The 15,419-nt window shown below is 63.1% G+C and carries 14 protein-coding genes; 7 read left to right on the top strand and 7 right to left on the bottom strand.

The features are described 5' to 3' along the window. Positions 1-7: 7 nt before the first annotated feature. From NKH52_RS24960 to NKH52_RS24930, 7 genes are all read left to right on the top strand, one after another. Positions 8-883 carry a 5-oxoprolinase subunit B family protein gene (locus NKH52_RS24960; RefSeq protein ID WP_126103558.1) on the top strand — a complete coding sequence of 292 codons (876 nt, stop codon included), beginning with the start codon at positions 8-10 and terminating at the stop codon, positions 881-883. Continuing rightward, a complete protein-coding gene (locus NKH52_RS24955) occupies positions 873-1,844 on the top strand; it encodes a 5-oxoprolinase subunit C family protein (protein ID WP_127294326.1) in 972 nt (323 codons plus the stop codon). Before NKH52_RS24960 ends, NKH52_RS24955 begins: the two co-directional genes overlap by 11 nt. A 249-nt stretch (positions 1,845-2,093) precedes the next feature. Continuing rightward, entirely contained in the window at positions 2,094-2,846 is a 753-nt protein-coding gene (locus NKH52_RS24950) for an ABC transporter ATP-binding protein (RefSeq protein ID WP_352734728.1), read from the top strand. Continuing rightward, complete coding sequence (locus NKH52_RS24945) at positions 2,843-3,577, top strand: ABC transporter ATP-binding protein (protein ID WP_352734730.1); 735 nt, start codon at positions 2,843-2,845, stop codon at positions 3,575-3,577. The genes NKH52_RS24950 and NKH52_RS24945 overlap by 4 nt, the downstream gene beginning before the upstream one ends. Position 3,578: 1 nt before the next feature. Continuing rightward, positions 3,579-4,484 carry a branched-chain amino acid ABC transporter permease gene (locus NKH52_RS24940; RefSeq protein WP_352734732.1) on the top strand — a complete coding sequence of 302 codons (906 nt, stop codon included), beginning with the start codon at positions 3,579-3,581 and terminating at the stop codon, positions 4,482-4,484. A 4-nt stretch (positions 4,485-4,488) separates the two neighbouring features. After that, on the top strand, positions 4,489-5,568 hold the full coding sequence (locus tag NKH52_RS24935) for a branched-chain amino acid ABC transporter permease (protein WP_352734734.1): 1,080 nt from the start codon (positions 4,489-4,491) through the stop codon (positions 5,566-5,568). Positions 5,569-5,611: 43 nt separating this feature from the next. Then, entirely contained in the window at positions 5,612-6,805 is a 1,194-nt protein-coding gene (locus NKH52_RS24930; protein ID WP_127255027.1) for an ABC transporter substrate-binding protein, read from the top strand. 115 nt (positions 6,806-6,920) lie between these two features. Here NKH52_RS24930 and NKH52_RS24925 read toward each other — a convergent pair whose 3' ends face one another. The 7 genes from NKH52_RS24925 to NKH52_RS24895 form a co-directional block, all read right to left on the bottom strand. Further along, entirely contained in the window at positions 6,921-7,340 is a 420-nt protein-coding gene (locus NKH52_RS24925; RefSeq protein WP_352734736.1) for a nuclear transport factor 2 family protein, read from the bottom strand. Between the two features lie 66 nt (positions 7,341-7,406). Next, the gene (locus NKH52_RS24920) at positions 7,407-8,789 is read right to left on the bottom strand and encodes an aspartate aminotransferase family protein (protein WP_352734738.1); all 1,383 of its coding nucleotides are present in this window, start codon (positions 8,787-8,789) and stop codon (positions 7,407-7,409) included. Between the two features lie 96 nt (positions 8,790-8,885). Beyond that, the gene (locus tag NKH52_RS24915; RefSeq protein ID WP_352734740.1) at positions 8,886-9,617 is read right to left on the bottom strand and encodes a LamB/YcsF family protein; all 732 of its coding nucleotides are present in this window, start codon (positions 9,615-9,617) and stop codon (positions 8,886-8,888) included. A 12-nt stretch (positions 9,618-9,629) separates the two neighbouring features. After that, complete coding sequence (locus tag NKH52_RS24910; protein WP_352734742.1) at positions 9,630-11,978, bottom strand: xanthine dehydrogenase family protein molybdopterin-binding subunit; 2,349 nt, start codon at positions 11,976-11,978, stop codon at positions 9,630-9,632. Next, positions 11,971-12,465 carry a (2Fe-2S)-binding protein gene (locus NKH52_RS24905; protein ID WP_352734744.1) on the bottom strand — a complete coding sequence of 165 codons (495 nt, stop codon included), beginning with the start codon at positions 12,463-12,465 and terminating at the stop codon, positions 11,971-11,973. The genes NKH52_RS24910 and NKH52_RS24905 overlap by 8 nt, the downstream gene beginning before the upstream one ends. Then, entirely contained in the window at positions 12,462-13,313 is an 852-nt protein-coding gene (locus NKH52_RS24900; protein ID WP_352734746.1) for an FAD binding domain-containing protein, read from the bottom strand. The genes NKH52_RS24905 and NKH52_RS24900 overlap by 4 nt, the downstream gene beginning before the upstream one ends. 136 nt (positions 13,314-13,449) lie before the next feature. Next, positions 13,450-15,417: a hydantoinase B/oxoprolinase family protein gene (locus tag NKH52_RS24895; protein ID WP_352734748.1), complete on the bottom strand. Its 1,968-nt coding sequence runs from the start codon at positions 15,415-15,417 to the stop codon at positions 13,450-13,452. Between the last annotated feature and the right edge of the window lie 2 nt (positions 15,418-15,419).

Below are 15,419 nucleotides of genomic sequence, written 5' to 3'. Positions count from 1 at the left end.
AGGACCGATGTCGATACGATTCAACTTCGGCGGTGATGAACATATCTTCGGCGAGGTGTCCGAAGAAATGTCGCTCACCTCCTTCTTTACCGGCCTTTCGATGACGAACGCGGTGCGTACGGCAGGCATCCGAGGTGTCACCGAGATCTGCCCTGCCAACGCCAGCTTCCAGATTCGCTTCAACCCCGACATCGTCAAGCCGCAGGATTTGCTCAGCGAACTGAAGTCGATGGAAGAGGCGGCCTCGAAAGCGGACCCGGTGCTGAAGACCCGGATCATCGAACTGCCGGTTTATTTCCAGGATCCATGGACGCGTGAAACCTGCTTGCGCTTCCGCGAGCGCCATCAGGACCCGTCCTCCACCGATCTTGAATATTCGGCCCGCATCAACGGCTACGCCACGGTGGAAGAGTTTATCGCGGCCTATTCCGGCCAGCCCTGGTTCGTGTCCATGGTCGGCTTCGTCGCCGGACTGCCCTTCCTGTACCAGATGGTTGAACGCAAGAAACAGATTCAGGCGCCGAAATACTTGCGTCCACGCACCGACACTCCCAAGCTCACCATTGGCCATGGCGGCTGCTTCGCAGCGATCTATTCAGTACGCGGCGCTGGCGGCTACCAGATGTATGGCATAACCCCGGCCCCGATCTACGACCCGACCAGGAAGGTGCGCTACCTCTCCGATGACATGTGCCTGTTCAAGCCAGGCGACATCGTCAAGTTCAAGGCCATTGGCCGCGATGACTACGACGCCACGCTGGAGGAAATCGAAGCCAATCGGTGGCAGCCGACGGTTCGCGAGTGCACCTTCAGCCTGAAGGACTTCAACAGCGATATTTACGGCACCAACGCAAAGCTGATGGAGCTTATCAATGGCCGTTAAGGTAATCTCTCCCGGCCTCTCCACTTCCGTGCAGGACCTTGGCCGACCAGGCCACTATCATGTCGGCATTCCCGAAGGCGGCGGCATGGACCGCTTTGCCACACGCATCGCAAACCTGCTTGTCGGCAACGATCCGGGTGCCGCGGTGCTCGAAGCCACCTTCATGGGCCCCGAACTCGAATTCACCCAATCCGCGGTCGTCGCCGTCACGGGTGGAGAGCTCCCACCCAAACTCAATGGCGAGGAACGGCCTACCTGGGAAAGTTTTCCGGTGAAGGCCGGTGACCGGCTTTCCTTCGGCTTCCTCAAGGGCGGCGCGCGCGCTTATCTAGCCGTCTCCGGCGGCATCGACGTACCCGTGGTTCTCGGTTCGCGCTCGACTTACATTCTGGGCGCACTCGGCGGCCATCAGGGCCGCACGCTGAAGGCGGGTGATGAGCTTCCCCTCGGCGAAGGTTCCGGCAAAGCCGGTCTTTCACTGCCTGCAAATCTGCGCCGCGCGGGCAATAGTCCGGCGGAACTCAGAATGCTTCCCGGCATGTACTGGCATCGGATCACCGAGGCTGCCGGCAATCGGTTCTTTGAGGAAACCTGGAAGGTCGCGCCCGAAGCCGACCGCATCGGCTATCGCTTCCGGGGCGGGACGCCGCTGGAGTTCGTCGAGCGCGAGCAGCCTTTCGGTGCGGGCTCCGACCCCTCGAACATCGTCGATGCCTGCTATCCCTACGGATCCGTCCAGGTGCCGAGTGGCACGGAGCCGATCGTTCTTCACCGGGACGCGGTTTCGGGTGGCGGGTACATGATGCTGGGCGTGGTAATATCGGCCGACATGGACCTTATCGCCCAGCTCCAGCCGCACACTCCGGCGCGCTTCGTTCCGGTGACGCTGGAAGACGCGCTTGCCGCGCGAACCGAACAGCGCGCCGCGCTGGCGCGTGCTGAAGGGCATCTGGCCGGCTGACGTCAGCCGGAAAAATGCCGGCGGAGGAGCCGGTGGCGAGGAGATCGGCCGGCCAAAACCGACCGTGCGTGGCGGAAGACAAAATCCGGTGCGCGAAACGACAAGACGACGCCGGGCAACGGCGTGAATTTGGCATCCGAGCAGTCCGCTAGAGACCGCCGGAACCGACAGGGGAAGACATTTGCAACGTGACTGGCCGCAAGGCCGGATGCTTCGCGCCTTTCCGTCGGTAGAAAGAAGGAAAGGGTCATGAGTCATCTGAGCGCGGAGAACGTCTCGGTATCGTTTGCGGGGCTGAAGGCCCTGTCATCGGTAGACCTCCAAATTACGCCCGGCCGCATTAGTGGCCTCATCGGCCCGAATGGCGCTGGCAAGACCACGCTCGTCAACGTGCTGACCGGCTTCCAGGCACCGACGGAAGGCACCATCAAGCTCGACGGCGCAGCACTCACGGGTCTCAAGCCGCATCAGGTCCGGCGGCGCGGCATCGCCCGCACCTTCCAGGGTGGGCGGCTCTTCCGCGACCTGCCTGTGCTGGACAATTTGGAGGTAACCGGCGTTGGTCTGGGAATGAGCCGGCGCGCTGCCGTCGCCGAAGCGGAAGCGATGCTCGACTGGATAGGCATCGGTGGGCTGGGCACCCGCATTGCCGGAACGTTGCCATATACGGACGAGCGCCGCGTCGCCATTGGCCGCGCCCTGATGGGACGGCCCGCATACATCCTGCTCGACGAGCCCGCGGCTGGCATGAGTGCACTGGAGGCGCGGGAGCTTTCGGCCCTGATAAGACACATCGCCGCCGATCTCGGCTGTGGTGTCCTGCTCATCGAGCACAATGTCGGGCTGGTGCTCGGCCTCTGCCAGCATATCGTCGTGCTCGATTCCGGAGCGATCATCGAGGAAGGCCCGCCTGCCGCGATCCGCGACAGCGAAAAGGTGCGCCACGCCTATATGGGCACAGCCGCGAACACCGACCTGCCTGTGCTGGAGGCGATGGAATGAGCCTGCTCGCCCTTTCCGATATCACCATCCGCTACAGCCGTCTCACGGCGGTCCGCAATGTCTCCTTCTCGATGGACGAGGGAGAAATCCTGTTCATCACCGGCCCGAACGGAGCCGGGAAGTCTTCGCTGCTGCGCGCGATCGCCGGTGTTACGCCGGTGGCGGGCGGGCGGATCGACCTTGCAGGTCATGAGATCACCGGCCAGGCGCCGGAGAACATCGCCCGGCTCGGATTCTCCATGGTGCCGGAGGGGCGCGATGTCTTCGGCTCGCTGACGACCGAAGAGAACCTTCTGGTCGGAACCGGCATGCACGCCCGCGAACGCGGCTGGCGCGGCCGAGCGGCCGACGAACTCGAAGCCGTCTACGCAACCTTCCCGATGCTGAAAGAGAGGCGGCACGGGCAGGCGGGATTGCTGTCCGGCGGGCAGCAGCAAATGCTGGTCATCGGACGCGCGCTGATGACCAATCCGCGGCTTGTAGCCATCGACGAGCCTTCGCTGGGCCTCGCCCCCAACATCAACGACCAGGTCTACGAGCGGCTGATCGCGCTGCGTGCGCAGCGCCAGCTCACGCTCCTGATCGTTGAGCAGAGCTCGGCCCGGGCGATGATGGTGGGCGGGAGGATGATCCTGATGCGTGGCGGACAGATCGTGCTCGATGGCGATGCGCGGACGCTCGGCAATGGCGAGGCGATCCAGGCTGCCTATTTCGGCTACGAGGACCACTGAGATGCTCCAGATCCTGTTCGACGCACTCTCGCTTGGTTCGCTCTACGCGCTGGGCGCGCTCGGCATTGCCCTCATCTTCGGCGTGATGCGGCTGGTGAACTTCGCGCATGGCGACGTCATCGCCTTCTGCGTCTTCGCGCTGCTATGGCCGTCAACCGACGCCATGGCCATCGTCTTCGCCGGCCAATTGCCGTGGTACCTTCTGGTGCCCTTCGTGCTCCTCTGCGGGGCCGGGCTGTCGGTGCTGTGCGAAATCGTCGTCTTCAGGCGGTTCCGCCAGGCAAATCCGGCAACCATGATGATCGCCTCCTTCGCGCTCGGTTTCGTAATTCGCTACTTCCTGCTCATGCTGTTCTCCAGTCGGCCGAAATCGATTTCGCTGCTGCCCGAACTGTCCCAGCCGGTGGCGATCCTCGGTGCCCGGCTTCCCCTCCTCCAACTCATAACGATCGTGACTACGATATTCATCCTGATCGGCCTGACATTGTTCCTGCGTCAAACTCGCTTCGGCCTGGAGATGCGGGCGGCGGCCGAGAATTTCTCGATGGCCCGCATGCTGGGTGTGCGTGCGAACCGGGTCATCATGGGTGCGTTCGCCCTCTCCGGCGCGTTGGCCGCCGCCATTGCGCTGATCTTTGGCGCCCAGACAGGCACGCTGGACATCCAGATGGGCGCCTCGATCATGTTGATGGCTTTCATCGCTACCGTCATTGGCGGCCTCGGCAGCCTCGGGGGAGCCGTGCTCGCCGGCTTCCTGCTGGGTGCCGCCTCGGTGATCATGCAGGTCATGCTGCCCATCGACGCCCGGCCATTCCGCGATGCCTTTGTCTATGGAGCGGTCATCCTCGTTCTCCTCTTCCGCCCGCAAGGGCTTATTGCCGCGCGCGGCACCAAGGAAAGGGTCTGATTTAATGGCTGTCGCCGCCTCCCTAGCCAACTCTGCCGCGGTTGCCGAGCGAAAGCCCGCCCGCTTCGCGCTTGCCCGCCGCACAATCCTGACTCCGGTCCTGCTTTCTCTGCTGCTGCTGGCCATCGCGCTGATCACGGTGATGACCGGATCGCGGCCCTTCAACCAGACGGTGATCGACGTGTTCGTCCGTGTCATCCTCGTCGTGGGCCTATACATCTTTATCGGAAATTCGGGCGTCCTCAGCTTCGGGCATATCGGCTTCACCTGTCTTGGTGCCTACGCAGCCGCGTGGCTCACCATCAATCCGATGATGAAACGCGGTGCGCTGCCGGGACTGCCCGAATGGCTGCTGGCGACCCGTTTGCCGTACTGGCAATCGGCTGTGCTGGCGGCATTGTTCGCCGCCCTCGCCGCTCTCATTTTCGGGCGGGTTCTGATGCGATTATCGGGCATCGCAGCATCGATTGCGACCTTCGCGATGCTCGCCATGATCAACACAATTTATTCCAACTGGGAGAGCGTGACCGGAGCGACCTCATCGGTCGTCGGCATTCCGATCGTGCGCGTGATCTGGCCGTATCTCATCGGCGCCGTGGTCGCAATCTTCATCGCCTGGGCGCACGCGATCTCCCGGTCCGGCCTGGCCCTTCGTGCTGCCCGCGACGAGCCCACCGCTGCTGCGGCTTCCGGAGTCGATATTCCCAGGGAAAGACTGGTGGCATTCGTCGTATCAGGCGCGGTGATGGGGCTGGGCGGTGCGCTCATGGCTCATTCCATCGGCGTGGTCACACCCGACACCTTCTATCTCGGTCTCACCTTCATCACTCTTTCCATGCTCGTCGTCGGCGGCATGGGCAGCCTGTCGGGGGGTGTGGTGGGTGTCCTCCTGCTGTCCGCCCTCATCCAGGCGCTGCGCTGGCTGGAGGCAGGCGTATCGCTCGGCGAGTCCACTTTCGCCCTCCCGAAAGGGGTTCAGGAAATAGCCCTCGGCGTCATCATGATCGTGATCCTCGCGCTTCGTCCATCCGGACTCATGGGCAACCGCGAGCTCACCTTACCCCGCAGCAGTCGCAACAAGTGACCGGCGGCACAAGCCCGACCGGAAGCCAAAAAAGGAGACGTGCATGACATACAAAATGAGAATTGTCGCAACCGCTCTAGCCTCGATGTCCATCGCATACCCGGCCCTCGCCGATGACAAGACCATCGTCATCGGCTTCGCCACTGCGGAGTCGGGCTTCATGGAAGCCTATGACAAGCCTGCGCAGGAGGCGGCCTTGATCCGCATCGACGAAATCAATGCGGCTGGCGGTCTGCTTGGAAAGCAGATCAAGGTCGTCAAGGCCGACACCAAGTCCGACCGGGCCGAAGGCGCCAAGGCGGGTCTCTCCGTGCTCGACCAGGGTGCGGATCTCGTGGTCGTCTCCTGTGACTACGACTTCGGATCGCCGGCTGCGCTCGCGGCCGAGGACGCGGGCCGTATCTCTTTCTTCCTGTGCGCGGAATCGGTCAAGGCCGGCATCCAGGGTGTCGGCCCGCACAGCTTCTCCGCGTCGGTGCTGGCGGCCGTGCAGGGCGCAACCATGGCCGAGTGGGCATTCAAGGAAAAGGGCGCTAAGGACTTCTACCGTCTGCTCGATACCTGGACGGCCTACAACAAGGGCATCTGTGACGGCTTCGACTGGATGATGCCGAAGCTCGAAGCCCAGGGCGCGAAGCTTGTCGGTGAAGACACCTTCAAGAACGAAGACGCCTCCATCGCCGCGCAGATCACCCGCATCAAGTCTCTGCCGAAGGAGCCGGATGCGATCATGCTTTGCACGATGATGCCGGGCGCCGTCTCGGCCATCAAGCAGCTTCGCGCCGCGGGCATCAACTCCATGATCCTGAACGGCTCGGGCGTCGACGGCAGCTATTGGCTCTCGGCTGTGCCCGATCTGACGAACTTCTACGTCCCCGTTCAGGGGTCGATCTATGGCGACGATCCCAATCCGGAAGTGCTGAAGTTCAATGCCACCTACAAGCAGAAGACCGGCGCCGATCCCTCGAGCCAGTATGTCTTTCCGGGCTACGTCATGGTCGACGTCTGGGCCAAGGCGGTGGAGCGTGCAGGCACGACCGATGCCGACGCCGTCGTCGCGGAACTGGAAAAGATGAAGAATGAGCCGACGCTGTTCGGACCTCGTACGTTCACGCCGGAACTGCATCACCAGAACCAGACGCGGTACCTGATCGTCGAGACCAAGGCCGGCAAGCCGGGCGTTGTAGGCAACTGGACGATTTCCGAGCCGGTACCGATGGAAGCCTTGCTCAAGTAGGAGAAGATGGGCCGGGTAAGCCCGGCCTTTCGTCTTTTGAGGATCTTGCCTTTGGACAAAAAATGAGGGCGGCCCGCTTGGACCGCCCTCGTCGCCCGATGAATTCAGATTTTCGCTACCCTCGCGCTTTGCGGTAGGAATCCTTGAGCGCTATGAGCTCCCCCGAGAAAGCGAAGATATCGCAGCCGTCGACTTCGATTTGCTGCCCCGCTGCCGTGGTGCCAACGAAGCGCCATGATGAAAGCCCGGTGTCGTCCGTCACGACGTGCCGTCCCCTGGTCCACGCGGCTTTCGGGAAAGCATCGAACAGCGCTGCATAGGCGGCACGCACGGCGTCACGCCCCATATGCTTGCGCCCTTCGGCATCGGGTCCAGCCGAGCCGTGGAAAGCGCAATTCTCAGCCATGCAGTCCATCAGCGCGCCCACGTCGCGGGCGTTCCAGGCCGCGAGGAACCGGTCGAGTACGGCGAGCCGCCTGGCTGCGAGGTCGCCGGTCTCAACGACCTCGACCTCCAGAAAGGCGAGTGGCGGCAAAGCGCCATTCGGTGACCCGGAAGCGTTCGTCGTCGATATGGACGACCGGTTCGGCTTTCATGCGGGTCATTCAAGTCCCTCCTTGGCAACCGCACCGGTCAGGCGCTCAAGCGTCCGGCCCATGCGCGTCATGATTTCCTTCACATCGTCTTCGGTCGAGATCATCGGCGGGCAGAGCGCGAGCTGATCGCCGATGGCGCGGAAGATGAGGCCTTCCTCGTGACCGATCCCTGCTGCGATACTCCCTGCGCGCCCAAACTTGGCGAAGGGGCGTTTCGTCGCCTTGTCCGCCACCAGCTCAACGGCGCCGATAAGACCGGTGCCCCGCGCTTCGCCGACAAGCGGGTGATCGGCAAATGAGCGGATGCCGGCCTGGAACGACGTCTCAAGGCGGGCCGCGTTTCCGATCAGGTCCCGCTCCTCGAAGATGGCGAGGTTTTCGAGACCCACTGCCGTCGCGACCGGATGGCCCGACGCCGTGAAGCCGTGGCCGAAATTGCCGATCGTGGCGGTGTTGTCGGCGATCGCCTGATAGATCGCATCGGAGAAAACGACGGCGGCAAGCGGCATATAAGACGACGTGATTTGCTTGGAGACCGTCATGATATCAGGCGTGAAGCCGTATTTCTGAGCGCCGAAGGGCGTACCAAGTCGCCCGAAACCACAGATCACCTCGTCTGCTATCAGAATGATATCATTTGCCCGGCAGATTTTCTCCACGCCTTCCCAGTATCCGACCGGCGGAGGCAGAACGCCGCCGGCTGCCATAAGCGGCTCTCCTATGAAGGCTGCGATGCTGTCAGCCCCTTCTTCCGCGATCACCGCTTCCAGCTCGGCGAGCAGACGCGCCGTGAAGGCGGCTTCGTCTTCGCCTTCCATGCCGAAGCGATAGAGGTGCGGGCAGGTCAGGTGGCGAACGGGAATCGCCGGCAGATCGAAGTCGCGGTGGTTGACCGGCAGGCCTGTCAGGCTGCCGGAGGCGACGGTGATGCCATGATAGCCCTTGGTCCGTGCCAGGAATTTCTTCTTTCTTGGCCGGCCCAGCGCATTGTTCATGAACCACATCATCTTGACGATGGTGTCGTTGGCTTCCGAGCCCGACGACGTGAAGAAGACACGCGTCAGGTTTTCCGGCGTCATCTCCACGAGTTTCTCCGCGAGCCGGATGGATGGCTCATGCGCCTTGGAGGAGAAGGTGTGGTAGTAGGGCAGCTTCAGCATTTGCTGATAGGCAGCGTCGGCCAACCGCTTTTCCGAAAAGCCGACGCCCGCCGACCACAGCCCGGCGAGCCCTTCGATGTATTCCTTGCCGCGTTCGTCATACACACGGATGCCGTCGCCGCGGCTGATGATCAGCGGCCCGGTTTCTTCATGCTGACGCAGGTTGGTGTAGGGGTGCATGGTGGTGGCGATGTCGGCGGCGGCGAGAGAGTTGGAAAGCGCATCCATTGAAGTCCTCAGCGGCTTGGGGAAAATGGTTCGGGCAGTGAGTTCGACATAGTCCTCGATCCCGTGCGTGGAGCTTTCACGATTCGGGAGAATAAATCATGGGAGGCCGTTGGAATGGGTGTCGATGATCCGCCGCATCAGCGCGGCGACGTCGCGCGCATTCGGCGGATCGGAGTGGATGCAGACGGTGTCGAAGTCGACCGGGCGGATCGTGCCGTCTGTCGTGACGAGTTCGCGTCGGGTAAGCGCCCCCACCATGCGGTGCTCGGCAAGCGTCAGGTCGATGGCCGACTGGACGCGCGGGATGATCAGGCTCCCGCCGGGAGCGTAGGCAAGATCGGGAAAGAACTCGCCCACGAAGGCAACGCCGAGTTCGGCTGCCGCCGTCTCGTGAAAGGTTCCCGCCATGCCGAAGAGAGGGACGCCGAACGGCTTGACCGCCGCGGCAATTGCCCGGGCAGTGTCCACGTCGTGCGCGGCCATGCCGTAAATGATGCCATGCGGCTTGACATGGCTGAGCTCCCCGCCCTCGGCGGCCAGCATCCCTGTCAGCGCACCGATTTGGTAGAGGAAGGCGGCTGTCAGTTCCTCCGGCTGAAGTTTCATTTCGCGTCGGCCGAACCCCTCGCGATCGGGAAGGGAGGGATGCGCGCCGACCCGCTTGCCATACGAAAGCGCGAGCCGCACGGTCTTCAGCATCGTCCATGGATCGGAGGCGTGGAAGCCGCAGGCGATGTTGGCGCAATCGATATGAGGCATGATGCCGGCATCGTCGCCGAAGCGCCAGTTGCCGTAGCTTTCGCCCATGTCGCAGTTCAGGGTGACCATGGTTTGCTTGCCTCAGCCCAGAATGTTTGCTGCCCAGCCGGGGGCGATATGCGGGAATTCCGGCGGTAGTTCGCGCTCATGCAGCAGTCGAAGCACGCGCGGCGGCGTCAGTGGCAGTTGCCGCACCGGCTTGCCGATGGCGCGTGCCACAGCGCAGCCGATCGCCGCGCCCACGGCCAGGATCGGAACCTCGCCCGCGCCCTTGGTGCCTAGAGGCCCCATCGAAGGTGCGCCCTCGTAGAGATCGGCGGCGACCGGAATCACGTCCTGTGCCAGCGGCAGGCGATAAGTCTCGAAATCGTCCTGCGCGATGCGTCCGTCGGCGGTGAGCGTCACCTCCTCATGCAACGCATAGCCCAGCCCCTGCACCACGCCGCCCTGTATCTGGCCCAGGATGGCGCGCGGGTTGAGCGCGCGGCCGACATCTTGAACCACGCGATAGGCCAGCACCTCGACATGGCCGGTGTCCGGATCAACCGCCACCTCGGCCTCGTGAACGACGAAGACGGGAATGTCGAGCGCATCGATGAAATGCCCCATCGCGCAGCCGGACATTGCCGGAGTGTTCCTGGCGGCAAAGGCTCCGCTTCCTGTGATCGGGCCAGTGGTCGCCTGCGCATGGGCGACGACAGCGGGGATCGACATGCCGGAACCGGGACGTCCCGTGATCTCGACACGACCGTCCCGCAGCATCAGGTCTTCCGGTCGGGTCTGCAGCATCTCGCCGGCGGTCCGCAGCAGCTTCTCCCGCACTTCCGCGCAGGCAGCCACACTTGCCGCGCCGATGGACACGGTGGTTCGTCCGCCGCCAACGCCGACATCGAGACCGGCGGCATCGGTGTCGGCTTCGCGCACGATCACCTGGTCGGGAGCGAGGCCGAGTTGCCCGGCCACGATCTGCGGCAGGGATTGCACCATCGTGCCGGAACCAATCTCCACACCCGACGTGACCAGTGTTGCACTGCCGTCGGCGTTCAAATTCACCGTCGCCGCCGAAGGCCCGACGAAAACGAACCATGTGCCGACCGTGGTTGCAATACCATAGAGCCTGCCGTCGGCCTCGGCCTCTGACGTACCGGTACTGGCGCGCAGTGTCTCCATGCGATCGAGCATCGGACCCAGCACGTCGGCCTCGAAAACCTGGCCCGTGGCACCGAGATCGCCATCTCCCAGGACATTTTTCTTCCGGAACTCCATCGGGTCGAAGCCTAGCGCATCACAGATTTCGTCGGTGTGTCGCTCCAAAGCGAATGTGTTGTAGACGCCGTTGCAAGCCCGGAAAGCACCGTTGGGTGGTGTGTTGGTGTATACGGCGCGGCTGACGAGCCGCGTTGCGCCAACCCTGTAATTGCCGCCCAGCGTGTGCGCCGTCATCGTCGTCAGAAAAACCTGTTCGCCTCCATACGCGCCGCAGTCCATCAGCACGACCGCCTCGCGCCCGGCGATGTATCCTTCGGCGGTGACCGCGGACCGGATGCGGATTTCCGCATTCTCGCGGCAGAGACAGGTTGCCATCTCTTCCTGCCGGGTGTTTTCCAGGATCACCGTGCGCCCGGTCATCCGCGCCAGAAGTGCCGTGATCGGCTCGATGGAAGCATCGAATTTCAGGCCGAACCCGCCACCGACAGGGGGCACGGTGACCCGCACACGCCCGGGCGGAAGCTGCATGACCCTTCCGGTGACGTTGCGCACTGTCCAGGGCACCTGCGTCGAGGTCTGGATGTGCGCACGGCCGTCCTCCCAGGAGCCGATGGCAACGCGCGGTTCGAAGGGCACATGGTTCTGCCGGCCGACGGTGAAGCTGCTCTCGACAATGCGTATGTCGGGGCGGGCGAAGGCCGCATCGACGTCGCCGCGACTGGATTTTGCCTCCCATGCGATGTTGCCGGCACGCGCACCGCCCTCGGTGATCACCTCATAGCCGCGCCAGCCCTCGTGGACGAGACGTGCTGCGGGCTGGAGCGCTTCGGCCATGGTGGACACCGGGGCCAGTGGCTCGACCTCAAGCACGACGACTGCAAGCGCAGCCCGCGCCTGCTTCTCCGTTTCGGCGGCAATGACGGCGATTGGTTCGCCGTGATAGCGGATCGTGTCGATGGCCAGGAGCGGATGGTCGGCAATGCCGATGCCGTAGAGCCCTGGCGCATCGGCGCCGGTCGCCACCGCGCGCACACCAGGACAGCGAAGTGCTGCCGAAACGTCGAGCTTGCGGATCCGCCCAGCGGGAACGGTCGACCGCAGCAGCACCGCATGCAACATGTCGGGGCGAACTCGGTCGTTGGTGTATTTCGTGCGCCCGCGCAGCTTGTCCTGCGCATCGCGGCGGGGAAGATTCATCACCGAGGCGGACAGCTCAGACATGGATGCCTCCTACCACCTGGCCAGCCATCCGCGCTTGGTCGAGGCAGTCGGCCACGGCGTCGACGATCCGCTCATATCCCGTGCAGCGACAGATGTTGCCGACCATCGCCGCCTTGATTTCGGGACGGCTCGCATGCGGATTGTCACGCACGAACGCCGAAAGGCTCATGACCATTCCCGGAAAACACATGCCGCATTGCACGGCATCGGCCGCCTCGAAATTGGCCTGGAGCGGGTGCAGCGCCTGGTTTCCGGAACTCAATCCCTCGATGGTCGTCACCGCGCATCCCTGGACCAGGCCAATCGGCTTCAGGCAGGACGGCACCGCCTCATTGTCGACATGTACGGTGCACGCGCCGCAGAAGCCTTCGCGGCACACGGCTTTGGTCCCCGTCAGGAATCGTTCCCGCAGGATGTCGACGAGCGGCGTCATCGGATCGCCATCAAAGCGGCAGTCCTCGCCATTCAGCTGGAATATCACGGTCATGCCAGGCCCCCGGTCTTGAGAAGTGCGGCAACACCGCGCTTGACCAGCGGCGCAAGAACCTGGCGCCGGTACCAACCCTCCGCTTCCTTGCCGTCGCGGCCCTGAAAATCATTGTGCTCAAGCGCCAGCCCGGCGGCGCGTTCCGGATCGAACGCAGAGGCCGGGCCTGCCCTCATGGCCTGTTCGAGCGCCGTCCAGCGCCGCGCTACCGGCTCCACCGAGCCGACGGCGATGCGACATCGTTTGTCCTTGTCTACCGCAAGCGAGACGATGGCGACCGGATAGTCGCCGGCTTTCCGAAGCGGCAGGCGGATATGAGCACTTGCGACAAGGTCGCGGCGCAGATGAATTCTCGTCACAATCGCTTCGGCCAGCAGCGTATGCCTGTCTTTGAGGAAATCTGAAATACCGAGAAGTTTTGGGCCTTCGAACGTCTCCAGTTCCACCGCCGCCTCACAGGCGAGAAGCGCAGGGGCGAGATCGGCGGCGGCAAAGTCGAGGGTACAAAGGTTGCCGCCCACGGTGGCGACCCTTCGGATGCCGGGATTGGCCGCATTCTCCGCCGCGGCAACCAGACCTTCGAAGCCCACTGCCCCGTGCAACGCGCGGCCAAGGACTGCGTGGGTAACGGCTGCGCCGATCACGACATGGTCCGAGCCGATTTCGACCTTGGACAAGGCCGGTATTCGGTGGAGGGCGACCACAGCCTCGGGAAGCTCGACCCCGCGCCGTGGATCACGCATCATCCAGGTGCCGCCGGCAAGCACCGCCGCGCCTTGCCGGCGTGCGGCCATTGCCTCTTCAATCGTACTGGCTGCGGTGAACGATTGTTCCACGCTTGGTGCCATTGTCATACCCCTCGGAAGCAGCCAACTTTCGCGGCGCTGCAGGATTGTTGCTCCAGCTTTAGGCTCCTGTGAAATAGTAATTCTTTGAGTATCATATCGAAAAAACAGATAACTCTGGCGGCGCGCTCCTTGACGCTCAGGCCCAGTGAGCGACCGTGCGTTTCTCAAAGCTCTCACGGAACTGGGCGGTGGTTTCGGGGAGCAGTTCGCCAGTCTCCCAGTCGAGGATCACGGCATAGTGCCGAACCGCATCGAGCGTATCGATCTCGCCGGAGCGATATTTGCGTGCGACCTCCTCAGGATCCATGCGTGCCCAGCCCTTCCGTTTCGCCCGGATGTCGGCACGGCAGGCTTCGGTTGCCGTGCCGTCAATTTCGTACTGGCACAGGTCGCGGTCGATTTCGCGGATCACCACGCCGTAGTCAGTCTTGGCGCGCTCCAGAGAAACGTAGTCGTCGATCACGTCCTCCATCACCTTGCGGGGCTCGCGCTGCAGTGGATCGCCGAAACCGCCGCCGCCGGCCGTCGGACGAGCGAACTGGTCGCCTGTGTGGACGGAGTAATCGGAGAATACGGAGCCGAGCCAGATCTCGGTCTCTTCTCCGGCGCGCTTCATGGTCAAGCCGTGGGGCATCGACGGCAGGCCTCCTTCGACACCCCAAACGACAGCGCGCTCGCGGTCGCAAATATAGGACATGACGGCATTTTCAGCCTCAAGCAGCAACGAGGTCTTCTGCACGCCGACGCCGCCCCGCCATTTGCCGGGCCCGGCTGAATCCTGCTTGATCTGGAACTCGACCGTCCGAGTCGGATTCACCCGTTCGTTGCCTTCGTTCGGTTGCGACATCAACCCGGTTCCGAAGCAGGCGGTGGTGACATCGGCACCATCCTTGCCGTTGCGCCCGCCCCAACCGCCCGGCAGCCATTCGTAGAACATGAAGATCGGCTTTTCGGGTTTGCGCGCGTCCCGTCCCCCGGCCAGCAGATATTCGAGGTTGAAGGCGCAGGCGATAGCGCGTTCGGGCATGATCTTCGACCACATCTCGAAGATCGCGTTCATGATCTTTTCGAACGGCATCAGGAACCCGGTCACCGCCACCGGCCATTCCGCACTGACGATGCTGTTCTTTGGCGCAGTCACCTCGATCATCCGGTAAAATCCGCTGTTGAGCGGGAGGTCCGGAAAGAAGGTTTTCATGCCGGCGACCACGGCCGAGAAGGTCGCGCCCGGGGCGGAATTGTACATCGAGGCAATGGTCGAATGGCTTCCCGTAAAGTCGTAGTGGATCGTGTCGCCCTTGATCGTCATCTTGATGCGGATCGGGATCATGCCTTCGCCGGCACCGAGATCGCGGTCGATGTAGTCGACCGTCTCCCAAGTGCCGTCGGGCAGCTCCGCGAGACGCTTTCGCACGGCACGTTCGACGTAGTCCTGAACCTCCTCCATCCCGCGCATGACCTGGCCACGCCCGTACTTCTTGACCAGCCGCAGCAGTTCGCGCTCGGCGGCCTGCGTCGCCTGCGCCTGGGAATGGATGTCGCCAATGATCGACGCGGGATCGCGCGTGTTGGCCGCGATCATGTTGGCAACATCGGAGCAGAAGCGGCCGCGCTGGAAAAGGCGCAGCGGCGTGATCCGCAGGCCTTCGCGGAACATGTCGCGGGCGGTGACGTCGAAGGAGCCCGGCACCGAGCCGCCAAGATCCGACCAGTGGCCGTTCGACTGTGAGAAGCCGATCAGTTTGTCTTCATCGAAGATCGGCCGGACGAGCCGAACGTCGCTGAAATGCGTACCGCCGGCATAAGGATCGTTGATTGCGTAGACGTCGCCGGGTGCCATATCGCCTTCGAAGACCCGGATCACCTCCTTGCACGTGTTGTGCAGTGTGCCGACATGGACCGCGATGTCGTAGTTGCCCTGGGCAACGGAGTTGCCATCGGCGTCGTGCAGGGCGTTCGAAAAGTCTCGGTTGTAGATGACGAAGGAATAGCAGGTTCGAAGCATCTGTTCGGCCATCTGGTCGACGGTGGTGATGAAGGAGTTCTTCAGCACCTCGAACGTTACCGGATCGAGGCTGGGGCTCGTTTCAATCAGCTTTGTCATGT

The sequence above is a fragment of the Mesorhizobium sp. M1066 genome (assembly GCF_040318635.1).
Lineage (GTDB): Bacteria > Pseudomonadota > Alphaproteobacteria > Rhizobiales > Rhizobiaceae > Mesorhizobium.
This window is presented reverse-complemented; position numbering and strand designations above follow the sequence as displayed.